General features: G+C 59.3%; 21 protein-coding genes. 9 read left to right on the plus strand and 12 right to left on the minus strand.

Annotated features, from left to right (window positions below; all coding sequences use genetic code 11):
* Positions 1–26 precede the first annotated feature (26 nt).
* A complete protein-coding gene (locus DWV32_RS04595; protein ID WP_117757371.1) occupies positions 27–731 on the plus strand; it encodes a DUF3793 family protein in 705 nt (234 codons plus the stop codon).
* Between the two features lie 46 nt (positions 732–777).
* A complete protein-coding gene (locus DWV32_RS04600) occupies positions 778–1,197 on the plus strand; it encodes a flavodoxin (RefSeq protein ID WP_117757372.1) in 420 nt (139 codons plus the stop codon).
* Between the two features lie 117 nt (positions 1,198–1,314).
* Here DWV32_RS04600 and DWV32_RS04605 read toward each other — a convergent pair whose 3' ends face one another.
* The 6 genes from DWV32_RS04605 to DWV32_RS04630 form a co-directional block, all read right to left on the minus strand.
* Positions 1,315–2,067, minus strand: coding sequence for an amino acid ABC transporter ATP-binding protein (locus DWV32_RS04605; RefSeq protein ID WP_055251428.1), 753 nt, complete (start codon positions 2,065–2,067; stop codon positions 1,315–1,317).
* Positions 2,068–2,079: 12 nt separating this feature from the next.
* Positions 2,080–3,441: an ABC transporter permease subunit gene (locus DWV32_RS04610; RefSeq protein WP_233540403.1), complete on the minus strand. Its 1,362-nt coding sequence runs from the start codon at positions 3,439–3,441 to the stop codon at positions 2,080–2,082.
* 118 nt (positions 3,442–3,559) lie between these two features.
* On the minus strand, positions 3,560–4,420 hold the full coding sequence (locus tag DWV32_RS04615) for an ABC transporter substrate-binding protein (protein ID WP_117757373.1): 861 nt from the start codon (positions 4,418–4,420) through the stop codon (positions 3,560–3,562).
* A gap of 147 nt (positions 4,421–4,567) precedes the next feature.
* Positions 4,568–5,434 carry a deoxyribonuclease IV gene (locus tag DWV32_RS04620; RefSeq protein ID WP_117757374.1) on the minus strand — a complete coding sequence of 289 codons (867 nt, stop codon included), beginning with the start codon at positions 5,432–5,434 and terminating at the stop codon, positions 4,568–4,570.
* A gap of 129 nt (positions 5,435–5,563) precedes the next feature.
* Positions 5,564–6,583 carry a Gfo/Idh/MocA family protein gene (locus tag DWV32_RS04625; protein ID WP_117757375.1) on the minus strand — a complete coding sequence of 340 codons (1,020 nt, stop codon included), beginning with the start codon at positions 6,581–6,583 and terminating at the stop codon, positions 5,564–5,566.
* Positions 6,584–6,674: 91 nt separating this feature from the next.
* On the minus strand, positions 6,675–7,865 hold the full coding sequence (locus DWV32_RS04630; RefSeq protein ID WP_117757376.1) for an aldo/keto reductase: 1,191 nt from the start codon (positions 7,863–7,865) through the stop codon (positions 6,675–6,677).
* Between the two features lie 162 nt (positions 7,866–8,027).
* Between DWV32_RS04630 and DWV32_RS04635 the strand changes: the two genes are divergently transcribed.
* Positions 8,028–8,798, plus strand: a complete 771-nt coding sequence (locus tag DWV32_RS04635; protein WP_117757377.1) for a cyclase family protein — start codon at positions 8,028–8,030, stop codon at positions 8,796–8,798.
* A gap of 123 nt (positions 8,799–8,921) precedes the next feature.
* On the plus strand, positions 8,922–9,836 hold the full coding sequence (locus DWV32_RS04640; protein WP_233540404.1) for a ketopantoate reductase family protein: 915 nt from the start codon (positions 8,922–8,924) through the stop codon (positions 9,834–9,836).
* Positions 9,837–9,945: 109 nt separating this feature from the next.
* Here the strand turns inward: DWV32_RS04640 and DWV32_RS04645 are convergent, their stop codons facing one another.
* The 3 genes from DWV32_RS04645 to DWV32_RS04655 all read right to left on the minus strand — a co-directional run bounded on the left by DWV32_RS04645 (position 9,946) and on the right by DWV32_RS04655 (position 12,739).
* Positions 9,946–10,152, minus strand: a complete 207-nt coding sequence (locus DWV32_RS04645) for a hypothetical protein (protein WP_117757379.1) — start codon at positions 10,150–10,152, stop codon at positions 9,946–9,948.
* 187 nt (positions 10,153–10,339) lie between these two features.
* Positions 10,340–11,116: a hypothetical protein gene (locus DWV32_RS04650; protein WP_117716544.1), complete on the minus strand. Its 777-nt coding sequence runs from the start codon at positions 11,114–11,116 to the stop codon at positions 10,340–10,342.
* Positions 11,117–11,428: 312 nt separating this feature from the next.
* The gene (locus DWV32_RS04655) at positions 11,429–12,739 is read right to left on the minus strand and encodes an O-acetylhomoserine aminocarboxypropyltransferase/cysteine synthase family protein (protein WP_117757380.1); all 1,311 of its coding nucleotides are present in this window, start codon (positions 12,737–12,739) and stop codon (positions 11,429–11,431) included.
* 273 nt (positions 12,740–13,012) lie between these two features.
* Here DWV32_RS04655 and DWV32_RS04660 point away from each other — a divergent pair, with 273 nt between their 5' ends.
* The 5 genes from DWV32_RS04660 (at position 13,013) to DWV32_RS04680 (ending at position 16,537) form a co-directional block, all read left to right on the plus strand.
* A complete protein-coding gene (locus tag DWV32_RS04660) occupies positions 13,013–13,915 on the plus strand; it encodes a LysR family transcriptional regulator (RefSeq protein WP_117757381.1) in 903 nt (300 codons plus the stop codon).
* 48 nt (positions 13,916–13,963) lie between these two features.
* Positions 13,964–14,500, plus strand: a complete 537-nt coding sequence (rnhA, locus tag DWV32_RS04665; protein ID WP_117757382.1) for a ribonuclease HI — start codon at positions 13,964–13,966, stop codon at positions 14,498–14,500.
* A gap of 75 nt (positions 14,501–14,575) precedes the next feature.
* Positions 14,576–15,682, plus strand: a complete 1,107-nt coding sequence (locus DWV32_RS04670) for a Gfo/Idh/MocA family protein (RefSeq protein WP_117757383.1) — start codon at positions 14,576–14,578, stop codon at positions 15,680–15,682.
* A 2-nt stretch (positions 15,683–15,684) separates the two neighbouring features.
* Positions 15,685–16,095, plus strand: coding sequence for an acylphosphatase (locus tag DWV32_RS04675; protein WP_117583885.1), 411 nt, complete (start codon positions 15,685–15,687; stop codon positions 16,093–16,095).
* A gap of 61 nt (positions 16,096–16,156) precedes the next feature.
* Positions 16,157–16,537 (plus strand): Fur family transcriptional regulator, encoded by a 381-nt coding sequence (locus DWV32_RS04680; RefSeq protein WP_187361820.1) that lies wholly within the window; start codon positions 16,157–16,159, stop codon positions 16,535–16,537.
* A gap of 76 nt (positions 16,538–16,613) precedes the next feature.
* On the opposite strand, the gene DWV32_RS04685 is transcribed toward DWV32_RS04680, so the two are convergent.
* The 3 genes from DWV32_RS04685 to DWV32_RS04695 all read right to left on the minus strand — a co-directional run bounded on the left by DWV32_RS04685 (position 16,614) and on the right by DWV32_RS04695 (position 18,504).
* On the minus strand, positions 16,614–17,411 hold the full coding sequence (locus DWV32_RS04685; protein ID WP_117757384.1) for an HAD-IIB family hydrolase: 798 nt from the start codon (positions 17,409–17,411) through the stop codon (positions 16,614–16,616).
* Positions 17,412–17,493: 82 nt separating this feature from the next.
* Entirely contained in the window at positions 17,494–18,072 is a 579-nt protein-coding gene (locus DWV32_RS04690; RefSeq protein WP_117757385.1) for an urease accessory protein UreE, read from the minus strand.
* A gap of 3 nt (positions 18,073–18,075) precedes the next feature.
* Positions 18,076–18,504 carry a peptidylprolyl isomerase gene (locus DWV32_RS04695; RefSeq protein ID WP_035138874.1) on the minus strand — a complete coding sequence of 143 codons (429 nt, stop codon included), beginning with the start codon at positions 18,502–18,504 and terminating at the stop codon, positions 18,076–18,078.
* Between the last annotated feature and the right edge of the window lie 115 nt (positions 18,505–18,619).

Consider the following 18,619-nt stretch of genomic DNA (forward strand, 5'->3'; position numbering starts at 1 on the left):
AACAGTTTAGATCCGTAAGGAGCGCCGTGACTCGAACCATAGACATTCCAACGTTTCAGGCGGCAGTCGTGCGCAACTGCTCTCCCACGCTCGCGGGAATCAAGCCGGCATCGCTCTTTACCTATCCAGGCACCTACGCCCACGGGGACGGCTCGACCACAACCGAAGCCATCGCAGAACGCCGAGCACGCCTGCTCAACGTTATCGCCCAGTGCAATCGTGAGCTTGACCCGCTCGGCATCCACCTGAGTGTTTTGGTCTGGCGGCCCTGCGGAGCGCTCGTGTACGTGTACCGAGCCAAAAGCCTCACCACCTATTTCGCAGACCCTCGCGCCCAAACGGCGCTCGCCTCGGAAGGCTACGACACGAGAGACCTTTCGACATGCCTTGTGCATTTGGCATCACGCATCACGCTCGCGAGCAATAACGTCGCGGAATGCGCCTGTAGCCAGACTCGATGCGCACTACCCCAGCAAGCTAGCTGCAGCAACGACTGCACCTGCGAGTTTCCGCACGAAATAGGCTACTTCCTTGGATATCCCTACGACGACGTGCACGAGTTTATCGTCCAGCGCGGCGAGAACTACAAGGTCTTTGGAGCTTGGAAGGTCTACACGAATGTCGAACAAGCGCTTGCGATGTTTGATACCTACCGTGCCTGCACCCAATACTTCACCTTTGTCTATCAGCAGGGCTGCAGCCTGGCGCAACTTGCCCAGGCAACCCGATAGAAAATAGAAGCCGCGGCAGCCTGCCGCACAACTGAAAGGACTCAACATGAGCAAGATCGCCGTCGTCTACTGGAGCGGCACGGGTAACACCGAGGCCATGGCAAACCTCGTCGCCGAAGGCGCCACGTCCGCGGGCGCCGAGACCGAGGTCATCCCCTGCGCCGAATTCTCTGCCGACAAGGCCGCCGAATATGATGCCTTCGCCTTCGGCTGCCCCGCCATGGGCTCCGAGGAACTCGAGTACGATGAGTTTCAGCCGATGTGGGACGAGGTCAAGGAGACTCTCGGCGACAAGAAGGTCGTCCTCTTTGGCTCCTATTCGTGGGCCGAGGGCGAGTGGATGGACAACTGGAAGGCGGACGCCGACGAGGCGGGCGTCAACGTCGTCGATTCCGTCATTTGCTACGATGCGCCCGACGATGAGGGCGAGGCGGCCTGTCGCGCGCTTGGAGCGGAGCTGGCCTAGCGGCAATGAGCTCCGCCCGTAACGCGCTCTGCGCCAAAATACATTCGCGTCCCAACAAAAACGGGAGCCGGATCACATCCAGCTCCCGTTTTCTGCTATGTCAGTCATATAAAGCGACTACGAGATGTTGCCCAAGAACGCCTTGGTGCGCTCGCTCTTGGGATGGTCGAAGACCTCACTCGGCGTGCCCTCTTCCACGATAACGCCGCCGTCCATAAAGACGACACGATCGGCAACGTCGCGGGCAAAGCCCATCTCGTGCGTCACGACGATCATGGTCATGCCGTCGCGGGCCAGATCGCGCATAACGCCAAGGACGTCGCGGACAAGCTCGGGGTCGAGTGCCGACGTCGCCTCGTCAAAGAGCATCACGTGCGGGTTCATCGACAGGGCGCGAGCGATCGCCACGCGCTGCTGCTGGCCGCCCGAAAGCTGGCTCGGCATAAAGTCGATGCGCTCGGCCAGACCGACCTTAGTGAGCTCCTCGACGGCGATCTTCTCGGCCTCTTCCTTGCTGCGCTTGAGCACCTTTTGCTGCGCAAGCATGACGTTCTTTTTGACCGACAGGTGCGGGAACAGGTTGAACTGCTGAAACACCATGCCCAGATGCGTGCGCACCTTGTTAAGGTCGACGCCCTTGGCACACACATCCACGCCCTCAACGACAATCGAGCCGCTCGTGGGATGCTCTAGGCGATTGATGCAGCGAAGCATCGTCGACTTGCCCGAGCCCGAAGGACCCAGGACTACGACAACCTCGCCCTTGTGCACATCCAGATCGATATCGCGCAGGACCACGTTATCGCCAAAGGCCTTCTGGAGGTTCTTGATACTGACGACAACCTCGTTCGAGTTATTGGTTTCGCTCATGATAGGACCTCCTTACAGACCGGCGATGTGATCGGCGGGCGTCGCGACGACCTGTCCGGCGCTCTTGGCGGGACGCTTCTTCTTGGCTTCGGTCGTGCCCGAAAGCCTCGCCTCAAGACCGCTCACTAGGCGCGCAAGCGGCAGGGTGATGACCAGATAGAACAGGGCGGCAACCACGTACGGTGTAATGGAGCCCGTCGTGGCCACGATGGTGCGGGCGTTCATGACGATCTCGACCACGCCCACGGCCGCGAGCAGCGACGTATCCTTGTAAAGCAGGATGAATTCGCTGGTCAACGTAGGCAGGACATTGCGGAACGTCTGCGGAATCATGACGTAGAGCAGCGTCTGGAAGGCGTTCATGCCCAGCGAGCGCGCGGCCTCGTTCTGGCCCTTGGGGATCGACTGAATACCGGCGCGGAAGATCTCGCACAGGTACGCAGACGAGTTCATGGCCATGACGATGACGCCCAAGACGTAGTCGTCCACCTTGACGCCGGCAAGCGGCAGGCCAAAGAATGCAATGTAAATCTGCAGGAACGCCGGCGTACCGCGGATGATATTCACATAGATGCCGGCAAGACAACGAAGGATGCGCGACTTGGAAATGCGCATGAGCGACAGCGCAAAGCCAAAGGGAATGGCCAACGGAAATGCCACGAGCACGATCGAGAGCGACATAAGGAAGCCCTTGAAGACGATCGGCAGGCTTTGGACCAAAATGACCGGGTTCAGGAACAGGCGCAGGAACATATTGGAGTTCCACGCCTCGACCCACGGCTGCTCTTTAAGGTCAGCCAGGAAGTTATCGAAGGCCGTCACGCCCTTGATCTCCACCGACGGAATCTTGGAGATCTTCTTGGTCGAACCGTCGGCGAGCGTATAGGTGCCGCTGAAGGCCTCATCGCCGCCCTCGACGGGAAACGTCACGCCGTAAACCTCGACACGGAAAAAGCCGCCGGCAGGCGCCGTCTCGCCAAAGTCGATCTTGAGCGTCTGGCCGTCAGCCTTGCACGTGGGCTTCATGGGCGTACGATCCATGAGGTCCTCGCCCGAGAGCATCGTCAATCGCGTGTCATCGGTGTCAAACGTCGTGCCGTCGACAAACGTCAGCGAAAGACCGCTCAGCTCCTCGTCGGCATCGGCCTGAACCTCCCAGGTAATGCGCGTCTCGGTGCCGCCGACCACAGTGCTGCCCGAACCGGTGTTGGGTCGGGCGGTAATCTTTGCGGTCTCAAGCGCCTGGGCGGTCGTGGGCGCATATGCCCCCGCGCACACCAGCGCGAGCGCCACGACCATGACGCAGGCTAGCTTTTGGAGCAAGGCGGGCAGTGGAAAACGCTGCTCCGCGGCCCCTTTGTTCAGTCGAGACAAGGTGGCTCCTATCGTAGAAGTTGCCGGCAAAACGAGACGGAAACGCTCTCCGTCAAGAGAAGCGCAAAGGCCCTTCCCGCCAAAACGGAAAGGGCCCGCGCGCAATCAAGTAGTTATTTTACTTGATATTGTACTTAGCCATGAGGGCGTCGACGGTACCGTCGTCGGTCAGGTCCTTGATGGCCTGGTTGATGTCGTCCTTGAGCTTGGTGTTGCCCTGGTTGATAGCGATGGCGTACTCCTCGCCGGTGCTGATCTGCTTGATGGTCTGGCAGGTGTTGAACTGCTCGGCGGTCAGCTGGCTGGCAACGGAGCGGTTGGTGACTACGGCGTCGCCCTTATCGGACTGCAGGGCGCTGAAGCACTCGGTGGCGTCCTTGTAGGGGACGATCTTGGCCTTCGGGAAGTTCTCCTGGGCAAAGGCCTCGGCGGTCGAGCCAGACTGGACGATGATGGTAGCGTCGGCGTTGTTGAGCTTCTCGCTGAAGTTATCGGCCGTGATGTCGGTGTTATCGACCTTGGTCACGATAGCCTGATCGTCCATGTAGTAGGAATCAGAGAAAGTGACCTCCTTCTCACGCTCGGGCGTGTCGGTGATAGCCGCGATGGAAACGTCATACTTGGCGCCCGAGGCGACGCCCGGAACCAGCGTGTCAAAGTCATTGTTGACATAGTCGACATCCAGGCCCAGCTTGTCGCCGATAGCCTTGATGAGCTCAAGGTCAAAGCCCTGATAATCGCCGTTGTCATCCTTGTACTCAAACGGAGCGTACTCGGCAGAGGTGCCGACGGTCAGCGTACCGTCCTTGACGAGCGCGTACTCCTTGGAGCCGTCGACCTTCTCGACCTTAGCGTCGTCAGAGCTGCTGGAACCGGCATCAGAACCAGAGGTGGCGTTGGACGAGCCGCAGCCCGTCAGAGCAAGGGCGAGCGCCATAGCGCCCGTGGCGGCAAATGCGCCAAGCTTCTTCAGCTTCATAATCAGTCTCCTTCCGGTGACCTCGTTTGATTCAGAGGTCTGCAAAAACTGTTGGCTATTATGCACCCGCTTGGAAGAATCTGCAATTAGAAAACTGATTGAAACAAACCCATAACGTGAATGGAGCACTCCACTTTATGGCAGCCTTTACTGCTGCAACGACCTTAACAGTTTGATTTCAGCCGCATAACCTGCAAGTTCGTTCGGTGTCTCCAAGATGAATGGCAATGCGCGCAAGCGGACATTCGATACAATATTCTGCATAACCTGCATACCGCCACCAAATTCCTCGCTGCCAAGGTATCCCTTGCCGATGCACTCGTGACGATCTTTATGGGCGCCACAAGGGTTCTTCGAATCGTTGATGTGTACGGCACGCAAGCGATCGATACCCACCACGCGGTCGAACTCGTCGAGTACGCCGTCCAGATCATGGATGATGTCATAACCGGCATCGCTCACATGGCAGGTATCCAAACAAACGCCCAGCTTATCGGACAGCTCTGGGCACTTGGCGGCAACGCCCTCGATAATGCACGCCAGTTCCTCAAAGCTGCGGCCCACCTCGGTACCCTTGCCGGCCATGGTCTCGAGCAGTACCGTTGTCTGCTGGCCCTCAAACATCACCTGGCACAGCGTGTCGACAATCATCTGAATGCCGGCGTCGGAGCCCTGTCCCACATGCGCACCGGGGTGGAAGTTGTAGTAGTTGCCGGGCAGTGCTTCCAGACGCTGCAAGTCCTCGGCCATTGCCTCCAAGGCAAACTCGCGCGCCCGCTCTTTGGCAGAGCAGGGGTTGTAGGTATACGGGGCATGCGCCACCAGCGGTCCAAAGTCGTTTTGCGCCATAAGCTCGCGCAGAGCCGCCACGTCATCCATGTCAAGTTCTTTTGCCTTGCCACCGCGCGGGTTGCGCGTAAAGAACGCAAAGGTATTGGCGCCAATGGACAGCGCCGTCTCCCCCATTGCCCGATAGCCCTTCGTCGTCGAAAGATGACACCCGATCGTCAGCATCTCCAACTCCCTCTTCATCAGTTGCGGTGAAATACGGTCTATTGGTGCCTTATTTTGGCGCAAACAGACCGTATTCCACCGCAAGTTATAAAAGGGGCATCAGGGGCACGGTCCGCCGAGCCCCACGCGCTAAAGTTTCAAGCGAATCGCATCGATGATGTGCGCACAGCGCTGTGTAGCGGCTAGGGACATGATGGGGCTTTCGAGTTTCCCCGCCTGAATGAGCTGTGTCGCATGCGATGCCTCACCGTAAAAATCATCGACCTCAAATGGTGCATCGATTTCGAGTACTCGACCGTCGGAGTACTTCACATGGGCGAGCTCGGGGCGATGGAGACGCTCGATTTCCAACGAGCCCCGCTCACAGGCAATCGTTAAGCGGCTTTCATATGCTGCTTTGCCGTCGCACACCATATGAATGGGTATACCGCCGACGCTCATATGGATCTCGTCGGCCCAATCGACACGGCCGCCTGATACGTCACGCCAGCGAACTTCACGGGACGAAACCTCGCACGCGCCCGCGAGCAAATCCTCAAACCAACCGACCGCATAACAGCCCATGTCATATAGACAGCCGCCCTGCAGCGGATCAAGCAGATAGCCCGAAGGAGACTCGCCGTAATCGAACTTTTGCACGCTTTCAATCGAGACAATACGGCCAAGCTCACCCGACGCAAGCAAGTCTTTCACGCGAGTGCGCATCGGGCAAAACCGATTCTTCATCGCCTCCATAAACAGCACGCCGCGCTCGCGAGAGGTGGAGGCGATCGAGAGAGCCTCTTCCTCACTCAAAACGGCCGGCTTTTCGCACAGCACGGCCTTTCCGGCGCACAGCGCGCGACAGGCCCAACGCGTATGCATGCCATGCGGAAGAGCCAAGTAGATTGCGTCGACATCGGGGTCGGCAATCAGCGCGTCATAAGCCGCATCGCCGCTATCGTCGGCCGAGGCATGGCCATGCGCAGCATCGATCGAAAACGCTCGGCAAAATTCCTCGACATGTGCAGGAGTGCGACCGGCCGCAGCCACCAGCCGTGCCCCGTCGACCTTCTTGAGCGACGATGCAAATCGATGAGAAATGTACCCAGCGCCCAAAATGCCCCAACGAACCTCACGCGAATCATCACGTAAACCTCGGTCACCCACGATAGCCTCCCATCAGTTGCGGCGAAATAGTTCCTGTTATCGCCCCATTCTGCCGCAAACAGGAACTATTCCATCACAAGATATAAAAGGGTCATGAGGAGCGAGTTTTGCTGAAGACTTTAAGCATGGCCGTTACGGGGCCCGGCTGGAAGCGTCGGCGCACGTCATCGAGACGCGCGGGGATATCGATATGCTGTGGGCAGTGGCGCGCGCATTTGCCGCACTTGACGCAATTGCTCACCAGCTTGGCCTCGCTTGTACGCACCGCGCTCGCCGTAAAGTACTGCGATAGACCCGTAAACCAGCTGTGCGCATAACTCGCGTTGTAGGCGCCAAAACACCCAGAGATGTTGATGCCTTTAGGGCACGGCATGCAATAGCCGCATCCCGTGCAGGGCACGCGATTCGATTTTTCAAACTCCGTCAGCACGTGCGCGATGGCATCGAGCTGAGTAGCTGTCATCGAATCCGGCAGGGCCCGATCGGCCAACACCGCGTTCTCATCCACCTGCGCGGTATCGGTCATACCCGAAAGCAGCATCGTCACCTGAGGATGATTCCACACCCACGAAAGACCCCAGGCGGCAGGAGTGCGCAAATGCGGGTCACGGGCACTATCGAGCACGGCGCGGGCCCGCGGCGGCAGTTTACCCGCTAGACGACCGCCCAGCAGCGGCTCCATCACAAACACCGCGAGCCCGCGCTCCGCAGCCGCCATGAGTCCCGCCGTTCCCGCTTGGTAATGCTCGCCGGCATAGTTGTACTGGATCTGGCAAAAATCCCAGTCATATGCGTCAAGCATCGTAAGGAAGTCCGCCGCGCTGCCGTGGTACGAAAAACCAATCTGGCGAATGCGCCCCGCCGCCTTTTGACGCGCAATCCAGTCCTCGATGCCCAACGCCACCACACGTTCCCACTGGGCGGGCGAGGTAATGTTGTGCATGAGGTAATAGTCGATATGTTCGGTCCGCAGGCGGCGCAGTTGCTCGTCGAAGAACCGGTCGAAATCCTCCGCGCATTTGCACGAAGCATGCGGCAGCTTGGTCGCGAGCAAAACCTGGTCGCGTAGGCCTAGGCGCTCAAGCGAAGCGCCCACACAAGCCTCGTTGCCGGGATAGAGATAGGCCGTGTCCAGGTAGTTAATCCCCTGCTCCACCGCACGGGAGATGATGGCGTCGGCGGTCTTCGCATCCGGGCGTCCCGGCGCACCGGGAAACCTCATGCAGCCCAGCCCCAACGCCGAGATACGGTTGCCGCTTTTGGGGTCAACGCGATATTGCACGGCCCCTCCCCTCCCATCGAAACCCTGACAAGGCGAAACAAACCCGTCACGTCATCGAAACACATCGGAATCGCAATTGAGAACGTATCGTAACGCAGCAGAAATCAGGCCGTCACGGCACCGCTTTAACATCAGCAAAAAGCCCGATGAAAGGAGTCGCCCATGCCCGCGCTCGACCTTTGGAACCTCGCATCCCAGCTCAAAAGCACCGATTATCGCTGGGTCGACCTCACCCACACGCTCTCGTGCGACACCCCGCACTGGTTTGGCTTTAAGCCATTTGAGTCCACCAAGCTCTTCGACTACCTGCCCGACACGCCCGAAGATATGCTCGCGCCCATGCGTTGCTTCCAGTATTCGGTCGCTTCGCAGTACGGCACGCATGTCGACGCACCGCGGCATTTCCATGTTGAGGGTCGTTCCCTTGGAGAGATTGAACCCATCGAGTTTATGCATCCGCTCTGCGTGATCGACAAGCACGAGGAGTGCGCCGCAAACCCCGATTTCGTCCTGACCGTCGAGGACCTCAAAGCATGGGAGGATGAGCACGGTCGCATTCCCAAAGACGCTTTTGTCGCCTTCCGCTCCGACTGGTCCAAGCTCGCCGATCTGGAAAACAAGGACGAGGACGGCCAGCCCCACTACCCCGGCTGGGACCTCGATGCTATCAAGTGGCTTGTAGAGGAACGCAATATCGGCGCCATCGGCCACGAGCCCGCAGATACCGATCCGGCGACCATCACCACGCGCGAGGACGCCTACCCCTACCCCGGCGAGCAATACATCCTCTCGGTCGACCGCTATCAGATCGAAGTCATGGACCATCTGGACGAGCTCCCTGCCACGGGTGCCGTCATCTTCTGCACCTTCCCCAAGGTCCGCGATGGCGTCGGATACCCCGCCCGCGTCTTTGCGGTCTGCCCCGCGGCATAAGCGCACAGCGCAATAGTTTCTTTTTCATAACAGCCGCCCCGCGCACCCGCCAATCACCCTGGCAGCATACAATCCATCAGGCGCCCCTTACGCGGGCGCCTTTTATATGGGGAGATGATTCATATGCAGATCAACAAGGTCGCCTTTATCGGCAAGGGCGGCGTCGGCCTGCTCTACGGCAGCATGATTGCCAAGGCCCTCGGCAATGACGCCGTCGAATACGTTATGGATGACGCCCGTTTTGAGCGTCACGCGGGCGATGCGCTCACCGTCAACGGAAAGCCTTGCGATCTCACGTCCGTCCGCGCCAGCGAGGCAGCGCCCGCCGATCTGGTCATCCTGACGGTCAAGACCACCGGTCTCGACCAAGCACTCAAGACTATGGAGCGTGTCGTGGGACCCAACACGCTCATCGCCTCGCTGTGCAACGGCATTACGAGCGAGCAAAAGATTGCCGAACGTTTTGGCTGGGAGCATACCGTTCTTGGTATCTGCCAGGGCATGGACGCCGTATTCCTCAACGGCGCGCTCACCTTTACCAATGCGGGCGAGATCCGCTTTGGTGCAGCCGCCGGCACCGACCCCGCGACCGTCGCCGCTATCGACGGGCTCTATACGCGCTGCGGCATCGCCCATACCGTCGAACGCGACATTGCGCACCGCATGTGGGCCAAACTCATGCTCAACGACGGCATCAACCAGACCTGCATGGCCTACGGCGGGACCTACGGAAGCGCCACGGAGCCGGGCTCCGAGCAGCGCCGCTGCTTTGTTTCTGCCATGCGCGAAACGCTTGCGGTCGCCAACGCCGAGGGCATTGAGCTGACCGAGGCAGACCTGACGCAAATGGTGCACCTCATCGAGGGAATCGACCCCGCCGGTATGCCCTCGATGGCGCAGGACCGCATCGCACAACGAAAAACCGAAGTCGAGGAGTTCGCGGGCACCATTTGCCGCCTGGCCGCCAAACACGATATCCAAGTGCCGCAAAACGATTGGCTCTACCAGAGGATTCGCGAAATAGAAAGCAGCTGGTAGTGCTCGGCATACTGCAGCCAACAGATCCAATGGCAAAGCCGCCGCAAGGGGCACTCCCCTCGCGGCGGCTTCCTTTTTCATCTTTGGCCAAAAATCACCTTCACAACGGTTAGAGCTGCGACTCCGACGCCTGGTCCTCATCGTCGCGACAAAGGACAACACCGGCGCTTCCCAGCAGCGTGGCCGCGATCAGCGCGCCGACCACAATAGGAGCAGCCCCGCATGTCCCCTGCATACCCGCGACGAGCGCGGCCGTAGGACCAAGGCAGCCAAGCGTCAATGCAACGGCGGCAACGGCGATATCTCGAGCGTTCACAAGACCACTTCCTCCACGAGAACGACTTTGTTTCTCGTGACTTAGTGTGCCCCGCGCCCATATGCGCGGCGTACGGCCACGGTAAGCGCTCTGTTAACTCAAGCACGCACAAAAAACGGACGCCCTTACGTTGCCCAAAGGCTCGGTAAAGACGCCCGCCCGTCATGTCCTATTGGCTTATGGCAGATTACCAACCGGTATAGTAGTCGGTGGTTCCGGCAGCACAGCCGGAGTCATAGACCTTGCACTCGCCCTTAGAGCCCGTAAAAGTCGAGCCCTGGGCCTTATCGCCCGCGGCAACGACGTAGTAGCCATCGGAATCGCGCCAAAAGCCCTCGGAATCCTGCGTCCATTCGCCCGTGCGGTGGTGATACAACACGTTGCTGCTGTAATAAGTCTCGCGGCGGCCGTTATAGTTATTGACGCCGCTCGAGCGCGTCAGACCCGAGCCGTTCGCGCAATACGCAGCAGACGTGTAAGACGAGCCGGAGCCGGCGTTGTAATACGAAGCCTGAACGGCCTCAGCGGCCTCGGCTTCGGCTGCGGCAGCCTCGAGCGCCTCGCGCTTGGCATCCTCAAGCGTGGAGCGAAGCTCGTCGAGCTCGGTCGACTTGGCGTCGACCTCATCCATCGTCAAAAGACTGCCCGCACCGTCGATGCAACCCTGTAGTACAGCGCGCTCGTCATCGGTGGCATAGTCACCGTACATGTTCATAATGATCTGAGCGCGCATCTCCAGGGAATCGCGCTTTGCCCCCATCGAGGCGTTCCACTCCTGCATAGAGCCATAACCGTCGCCGCGGTAGTCGACGGGCTGCACCAGCGTCGCCTCGGACGACGTAGATCCGACCGTATCGGATAGTGTCGTCGCGTGGGCATCAGTTGCGCCGGCGCCCGCCAAAAGTGCCACGGTCAGAGCGGCGGAAAGGGCGGCGGCTTTCGGTTTTCGTGAATCGATCCTCATGTAGCTGGAAACCTCCGTAGTACGTTTTTGCTGCGTTTAAGCTGCGTGTGATTCGATCGCGCTGCATAGTACCCCGAGCAAATCGCGACCTGCGGTTTTTCTCAAAAGGTGCACGTCAATTGCGTAAAACTCACATCCTCTCAACAGGAGTTTTCCATAACTCGAATGCATAAAGCGTGTCAAAAACCCTGTTTTTGCACCCTCTCTATGCAAAAAAGGCGTCTGTGCAACCATTGCTTGCGCAGACGCCTTGAGCAGGCATTTTATGCAGTTATACCTATCGAGTCGAAAGAGGTCCTTGCACAAGTCGCCCTACTCGTCCAGTGCGGCAAAGGCCTGCTTCAGGTCCCAAATGATGTCCTCGGCGTTCTCGGTACCGATAGAAAGACGGATCGTGGAGGGTGTGATGTTCTGCTCGGCGAGCTCCTCAGCAGAGAGCTGGGAGTGCGTGGTGGTAGCCGGGTGTACGACGAGTGACTTGACGTCGGCCACGTTGGCGAGCAGCGAGAACACCTGCAGATGATCGATGAACTTCCAAGCTGCTTCCTGGCCACCCTTAATCTCAAAGGTAAAGATCGAGGCACCGCCACGGGGGAAGTACTTCTGATAGAGCTCATGATCGGGGTGCTCAGGCAGGCTCGGGTGGTTCACCTTGGCGACGTGGCTGTCACCAGCCAAGAACTCAACGACCTTCTTGGTGTTCTCAACATGACGGTCAACGCGCAGCGACAGAGTCTCGGTGCCCTGGAGCAGGACCCAGGCGTTGAACGGGCTGATGCAGGCACCCTCGTCACGCAGCAGGATAGCGCGGACATAGGTTGCGAAGGCGGCGGGACCGGCAGCCTCGGCAAACGAAACGCCGTGGTAGGAGGGGTTGGGCTCAGCGATCTGGGCGTACTTTCTGCTCGCCTTCCAATCGAAGTTGCCGCCGTCGACGATCACGCCGCCCAGCGAGGTGCCGTGGCCGCCGATGAACTTGGTTGCGGAGTGGATGACGATGTTGGCACCATGCTCCAGCGGACGGAACAGATACGGGGTGCCGAAGGTGTTGTCGACGACAACCGGCAGACCGTGCTTCTTGGCGATCTCGGAGATGGCGTCGATGTTGGGGATGTCAGAGTTGGGGTTGCCGAGCGTCTCGAGATAGATGACCGTGGTGTTGTCCCTGATGGCACCCTCGACCTCTTCCAGGTTATGGGCATCGACGAAGGTGGTCTCGACGCCAAACTGGGAGAGCGTATGCTCCAGCAGGTTGTAGGAGCCACCGTAGATGGTCTTCTGAGCCACCACGTGGTCACCGGCCTGGGCAAGAGCCTGCAGGGTATAGGTGATGGCAGCAGCACCGGAGGCGACGGCAAGACCCGCCACGCCACCCTCGAGTGCGGCGATACGGTCCTCGAAGACGCCCTGGGTGGAGTTGGTCAGACGGCCGTAGATGTTACCAGCATCGGCAAGACCAAAGCGGTCGGCGGCGTGCTGGGAGTTGCGGAACACATAGCTCGTGGTCTGGTAGATAGGCACGGCGCGGGAGTCGGATGCGGGATCGGCGCTCTCCTGGCCAACGTGAAGCTGCAGGGTATCGAAACCAAAGGTGTGCTCGGGGTTGTTGATGAACTGGCTCATGATGATCTCCTTGATCGAACAAAAGTTAATAAATTAGAGAGAAGTAAGTCGCTGTCTCCTGATCACGCCGACGGGCGCAAACAGGAGCCCGGCATTCGTCTTGGTAAGCAATTCATATGCGGGCCTCCTTTCGCATCCCGGTTCCGTGGTTGGCTTAATTACCTACCGCCTTTGTGTGTTTTGAATAGTACGAGCATTGTTTCCCTCGGTCAATCACTTAAAAGCGCTAACCTGTTATCGGTTTTATAGATAGCAATCGAAAGGATGGCGTCGATGACCCTTCAGCAGCTTCGTTTTCTGATTGCCGTGGCAGAGTCCGGCTCAATTAACGCCGCAGCTCAGCGCCTCTATACCGCTCAGTCCAACATCTCAAACGCCGTCAAAAGCCTGGAACAGGAGCTCCACCTGGAGATCTTTACGCGCTCCAGCCGCGGCGTCACGCTCACCAACGACGGCACCGAGCTTTTGGGCTATGCGCGTCAAGTCGTAGAGCAGGCCGATATGCTCGAGGCCCGCTACGAGGACGGCGGCACGCCCCAGGCGCGCCTTGCCATCTCGGCCCAGCATTACGCCTTTTCGGTCGAGGCCTTTGTCAACGTGGTCGAGCGCTGCCGCGACAGCAAGTTCGAGTTCATCATGCGCGAGACCACCACATCGCAGATCATCGATGACGTCCGTGCGTTTCGCAGCGATATCGGCATTCTGTATCTGGATGACTTTAACGCCCGCGTTCTGCAAAAGGCCTTCGCCGATGCCCGTGCAAGCTTCCATCCCCTCTTCGACGCGACGGTCCACGTCTTCGTGAGCGAGCGCCACCCGCTCGCACGCCGCCCTCAGCTGTCCCTTGCCGACCTCACACCATATACGCGCTACAGCTTTGAGCAGGGAACCTCAAATTCCTTCTATTACGCCGAGGAACCGTTTAGCTATATCCCTTGCGACCGCAACATACGAATCTCGGACCGCGGAACACTTACTAACTTACTTATCACGTCGAACGGTTACACCCTGTCGACCGGCGTCCTCTCCAATGAAATGCAATGGGGTATGGCATCGATCCCGTTAGCAGACGCCCCAACGATGCGCGTAGGCTATATCATGCACGACGAGCGCAAGCCCTCTCCCCTCTTGCAGCAATACCTCGACGAGCTCAACCGCATCATCCATGCCAACTAACTGTCGGAAGACGGGGTAGAAATCGTAGATTGCTAGCCCCCGGCGGGCATGGCGCTACAATGGTCACTCACACGAAACGTACCCAATGAAAGGAACCATGTGAAGGTCATCATCTATACCGACGGCTCGGCCCGATCAAATCCGGGACGCGGCGGCTACGGCGCCGTGCTCAAATACACCAACCCCGCCGGCAAGACCTTCACCTCCGAGCTTTCGCGCGGTTACGCCAAGACCACCAACAACCGCATGGAGCTCATGGCCGTTATCGTGGCGCTCGAGGCACTCAACCGCCCCTGCGAGGTCGAGGTCCATTCCGATTCGCAGTACGTCGTCAACGCCTTCAACAAACACTGGATCGACGGCTGGAAAAAGCGCGCGTGGAAAACTGCCAACAAGCAGCCCGTCAAGAACCGCGACCTGTGGGAGCGCCTGCTTGCCGCAAAGAGCAAGCACAAAGTGGAGTTCATCTGGGTTAAGGGCCACGCCGGCCACGAGCTCAACGAGCGCTGCGACGAGCTCGCCACCACGGCGGCCGACGGCAGCAACCTCGATATCGATACCGGCTTTAACGAGAGCGACCTGTAACGGCGTTTTCGCACGCTATTTCCTGCCCTCTCGCGCTACACTCATCCTGTAAACCGAACGGCACGAGGGGGATACATGCTGCGTATAGCGACCATCGGCACATCTATGATTACCGACGACTTTATCCAGGTCGTCAACGCCAACGACCAAGCCGCGTTTGTGGGCACGCTCTCGCGCGATGCCGAGCGCGGCGCCGCCTTTACCGCCGAACACGGCGGCGAGCGTAACTTCACCGCACTTGACGAGCTTGCGTCCGCCGACGACGTCGACGCCGTCTACATCGGCAGCCCCAATGCGCTTCACTACGAGCAGGCCCTTGCCTGCATCGCCGGTGGCAAGCATGTCATCGTCGAGAAGCCCTTCTGCGCCACCGAAGCGCAGGCGCTGGAAGTCTTCCGCGCTGCCGAGGCAGCAGGTGTCGTGGCCCTCGAGGCCATGCGTCCCCTCCACGATCCCGCCTTCCACGCCATCGAGGACGCCCTGGGCGAGATCGCCCCCATCCGCCGCGCCTCATTGCGCTTTGGCAAATATTCCTCGCGCTACAACGAGATTCTCGCGGGACGCGCCACCAATATCTTCGACTGCAATATGGCATCGGGTTCCCTCATGGACATTGGCGTCTACACCGTCGAGCCCATGGTCGAGATTTTCGGCATGCCCTCCGGCCTTACGAGCATGGCTACTCTGCTCGACCCCACCACGCAACAGCTCACGCACGGCCCCATCGATGGCTGCGGCTCCATCCTCGCCAGCTACGGCGGTGGCCGTATCTCCGTCGAGCTCGCGCACTCCAAAATTACGAACGATCTGCTGCCCTCGCAAATCGAAGGCGAGCGTGGCACTATCCAGATCGACCATCTGTCCACGCCCCGCAACGTCCGCATCGACTATCGCGGCGACGTCGTACGCGGCTCGGCGACCGAGGCACCGCGCGAACAGGGAAACAACGGCCGCGTGCTCGACCTGCCCAAATCGAGCAACACTATGGAATACGAACTCACAGACTTTATCACCGCCATCTGCGGCATCGATAACGTTAAGGAAGAGATTTGGGAGACCCCGGCGGGACGCCACGAGCTTGGCCACTACCGCGATGTCACGCTCGTCTCGCTGCGCATCATGGATGCCGTGCGCCAGCAGGCCGGCATAACCTTCCCGGCCGACGCAGGCAAGCAGGCATAGCGATGGGCCTCTTCGATACGTTCTTCTCCAGCGTCACCGGCGGCAGTCGAGAACCTCAAAAACCATCAAACGTCGAGCTCGAGCTGCGCCGCAGGCTTACTGTGCTCGCAAGCGACGAGGCCACTCAAGACACTCCCCTGCGCTATTTCCTGCGCTGGGCGGGGCAAGTCCAGGGCGTTGGCTTTCGCTTTACCAACACCAACCTCGCGCAGGCACGCGCGCTCACCGGCTGGGTGCGTAACATGGAAGACGGCTCAGTCGAGATGGAGATACAGGGAGCTCCGGCAAATATCCTATCTCATCTCGAAGCGCTTCATGCCTCCTACGAGCGCATGGGTACGCGTTTTCGCCTCGTAGACGCCCAGGCCCGAGCCCCACTTGCCAATGAAGACGGTTTCACGCCTCGTTATTAGTATTGTGTGCTAAATACGGTATCATTTACCTACGACCGTTGATAGAAAAGAGGCGAGGCGCATGGCGGTGCAAAGAAGGAATACCAGGCAGCGAAAGTTGGTTCTTGACGCCGTGCGCCAAAGCTATAACCATCCCACCGCCGACGAAATCTACAACGTCGTGCGCGCGCAGGATGGCAAAATCAGCCGCGGTACGGTCTACCGCAACCTCAATCTCTTGGCCGACGCCGGCGAGATTCTCTCCATCAAGACGCCGGGCGGAAGTCGCTTCGATCGCACCATCGAGCCGCACGCACATATCATCTGCACCTCGTGCAGCCGCGTCATCGACGTACCGTTCCCCTTCGATGCCCAGATCGACGCCAAGGCGTCCGAGCAAATCGGCTGGCACGTCACGTCGCACTACACCATCTTCGAGGGTCTCTGCCCCGACTGCCGGTAAATGTTTGGAACATGCCTTAAATCCACCTTTTCGCACTTTGCAGCAAAAAATAGATTTCTAGGTATGTCCCGAAAACCTACTCGGCGAGCAGACGGCGCAGCTCCTCTTCGACCGTGCGCACGTAGCGGACGTGGTCGTTGATGCCACGCATAGAGGGATTGCAGCTCTCCATTAGATAAGGATGGCCCACGACGTTGAGCATGTCGCGGTCGTTTTCGTTATCGCCAAACGCCATCATCTCATCGGGCGAAATACCCAGGGCACGACCGTAATCGGCAAGCGCGGAGCCCTTGCCCGAACCGAAACCGATAAAGTCCGTCCATTCGGTTCCCGACGTCATCACGTCAACACGGTCGCTAAAGAGGCGCTCGAAATACTCCAGGGCCGCCGGCTGATCCACCTCGGGCATCTGGAAGGCAATCTTAATGACGTCCTCGTCGATGTCCTCGGGACGGCCGACCACCGCCACATCGCAGTGGACCTCATAGCGCAAATGGTCGACGAACGCATCGTTGCCGCTTATGGTGTAGAGGTGCCCCTCGCAGGAAAGGGTAACGTCGGCATGGGGGTAGGCGACCACGGCATTCGCGATATCCATCGCCAGGTCACGCTCCATAGAGCGCTTGACAACGGCACGCCCCTCGCTCATCACCAGGGCTCCGTTTTCGCATACATAGGCGAGCTCATCGGCCACCGGGGCAAACAGGTAGCGCAAGCTCGCATATTGACGGCCGCTCGCCGGCATAAACACGATACCGCGACGATGCAGTTCATCGATGAGTTCAAAGGCCTCGGAACGCGGCTCGCGCTCCCCCGGATGCAGCAACGTGCCGTCCAAATCGCATGCAATCAGCTTGATTCCCTCAAGACCCATATGCTTCCCCAAAGCCTCCTATCAACAGCAAGACGGACCTTGATTGGTCGCCCCTCAAAGCCCGCCTTGCGTATATACGCGCTTAGCCGCGCGTCTTTTTTACGATGGTAAAGTCGGGAGCCATGCTCACGACGACCTCCGCCGCACTCGACGCAAAGCGCCGGGCCGCATCGAGTTCACGGGTAACCACCGAGAGCCGAACACCCTCGACACCCCGGAGCATGCGGCCCAAAACAGGCTGCACCGGCGTATACATGCGCACGGTATGCTCGTCCGAGTCGCCTCGGAAAAGCGGCGCGTGCATATTGCCGATCTCCCAGCACGCATGCGCGAGCGCAATCGGGTCCATGCGGTCAACTTCGACTAAATAAACCTCGGCGCTGCGCAGGCGCACGACAACCGCCACGGGCGCCATGCCCGAACGGTCAATGGCGAGCACGTCGCCGTCGGCAAGACGACCGCCGTCGGCAGCATCCAGCCGAACATCGACCGTGCGCCCCAGCTCCGTCACGCCCGCAAACGCGCATACATCAGCCTGGTCCCAATCGAGCAGCAGCTCGTCAACTTCAAAGACACCACCCAGCTCCCGGCGAAGCAGGAGTTCATAGGACGGATCGTTGAGATTTCCCAAGCATGTCGTCGAAACCAAGCGTTCAGGCATACTCTAACCCTCGACCTCAACGAGCTCGATATCAAAGTTGAGGTCCTTGCCGGCCAGCTCGTGGTTGGCGTCGAGCGTCACAGCCTCGGGCGTTACGTCGATGACCACGGCGGGAACGGGCATACCGCTCGGCGTGGACAGGAAAAGCTTCATGCCCTTCTCGATCTGCTCGATGTTGGGAACCTGTTCGGCCGGGAAGGTCAGAACCATCTCGGGATTGTGCTCGCCGTAGGCATCGGCAGCAGGAATGTGCACGGTCTTCTTCTCGCCCACCTGCATGTCGACAACAGCGGCGTCGAAGCCCTTGATCATCTGACCGGCGCCGCAGGTGAACTCCAGCGGCTCGCCGCGATCGTAGGAGCTATCGAACTGCGTGCCGTCATCGAGCGTGCCGCGATAATGGGTCTTGACCTTCTTGCCCTGGTTGGACATGGTAACCTCCGTGATAAGGGCGGCGCACAACGCGGGCCGCCGTGAACATATGGCGCTAACTATACCCTAGTCATACAATTCAATGACAGTTTGCAAAGAAACGCTGCAACCGGAG

This window comes from Collinsella sp. AF04-24, from assembly GCF_003465685.1.
Taxonomy (GTDB): domain Bacteria; phylum Actinomycetota; class Coriobacteriia; order Coriobacteriales; family Coriobacteriaceae; genus Collinsella; species Collinsella aerofaciens_AP.

What these genes read in the sequence shown, in the direction of transcription:
- DWV32_RS04600 (WP_117757372.1), top strand. Translation starts at nt 778, where the DNA reads ATGAGCAAGATCGCCGTCGTCTACTGGAGCGGCACGGGTAACACCGAG.
- DWV32_RS04605 (WP_055251428.1), bottom strand. Translation starts at nt 2,067, where the DNA reads ATGAGCGAAACCAATAACTCGAACGAGGTTGTCGTCAGTATCAAGAAC.
- DWV32_RS04615 (WP_117757373.1), bottom strand. Translation starts at nt 4,420, where the DNA reads ATGAAGCTGAAGAAGCTTGGCGCATTTGCCGCCACGGGCGCTATGGCG.
- DWV32_RS04620 (WP_117757374.1), bottom strand. Translation starts at nt 5,434, where the DNA reads ATGCTGACGATCGGGTGTCATCTTTCGACGACGAAGGGCTATCGGGCA.
- DWV32_RS04635 (WP_117757377.1), top strand. Translation starts at nt 8,028, where the DNA reads ATGCCCGCGCTCGACCTTTGGAACCTCGCATCCCAGCTCAAAAGCACC.
- DWV32_RS04640 (WP_233540404.1), top strand. Translation starts at nt 8,922, where the DNA reads ATGCAGATCAACAAGGTCGCCTTTATCGGCAAGGGCGGCGTCGGCCTG.
- DWV32_RS04650 (WP_117716544.1), bottom strand. Translation starts at nt 11,116, where the DNA reads ATGAGGATCGATTCACGAAAACCGAAAGCCGCCGCCCTTTCCGCCGCT.
- DWV32_RS04655 (WP_117757380.1), bottom strand. Translation starts at nt 12,739, where the DNA reads ATGAGCCAGTTCATCAACAACCCCGAGCACACCTTTGGTTTCGATACC.
- DWV32_RS04660 (WP_117757381.1), top strand. Translation starts at nt 13,013, where the DNA reads ATGACCCTTCAGCAGCTTCGTTTTCTGATTGCCGTGGCAGAGTCCGGC.
- rnhA (WP_117757382.1), top strand. Translation starts at nt 13,964, where the DNA reads ATGGCGCTACAATGGTCACTCACACGAAACGTACCCAATGAAAGGAAC.
- DWV32_RS04670 (WP_117757383.1), top strand. Translation starts at nt 14,576, where the DNA reads ATGCTGCGTATAGCGACCATCGGCACATCTATGATTACCGACGACTTT.
- DWV32_RS04675 (WP_117583885.1), top strand. Translation starts at nt 15,685, where the DNA reads ATGGGCCTCTTCGATACGTTCTTCTCCAGCGTCACCGGCGGCAGTCGA.
- DWV32_RS04680 (WP_187361820.1), top strand. Translation starts at nt 16,157, where the DNA reads ATGGCGGTGCAAAGAAGGAATACCAGGCAGCGAAAGTTGGTTCTTGAC.
- DWV32_RS04685 (WP_117757384.1), bottom strand. Translation starts at nt 17,411, where the DNA reads ATGGGTCTTGAGGGAATCAAGCTGATTGCATGCGATTTGGACGGCACG.
- DWV32_RS04690 (WP_117757385.1), bottom strand. Translation starts at nt 18,072, where the DNA reads ATGCCTGAACGCTTGGTTTCGACGACATGCTTGGGAAATCTCAACGAT.
- DWV32_RS04695 (WP_035138874.1), bottom strand. Translation starts at nt 18,504, where the DNA reads ATGTCCAACCAGGGCAAGAAGGTCAAGACCCATTATCGCGGCACGCTC.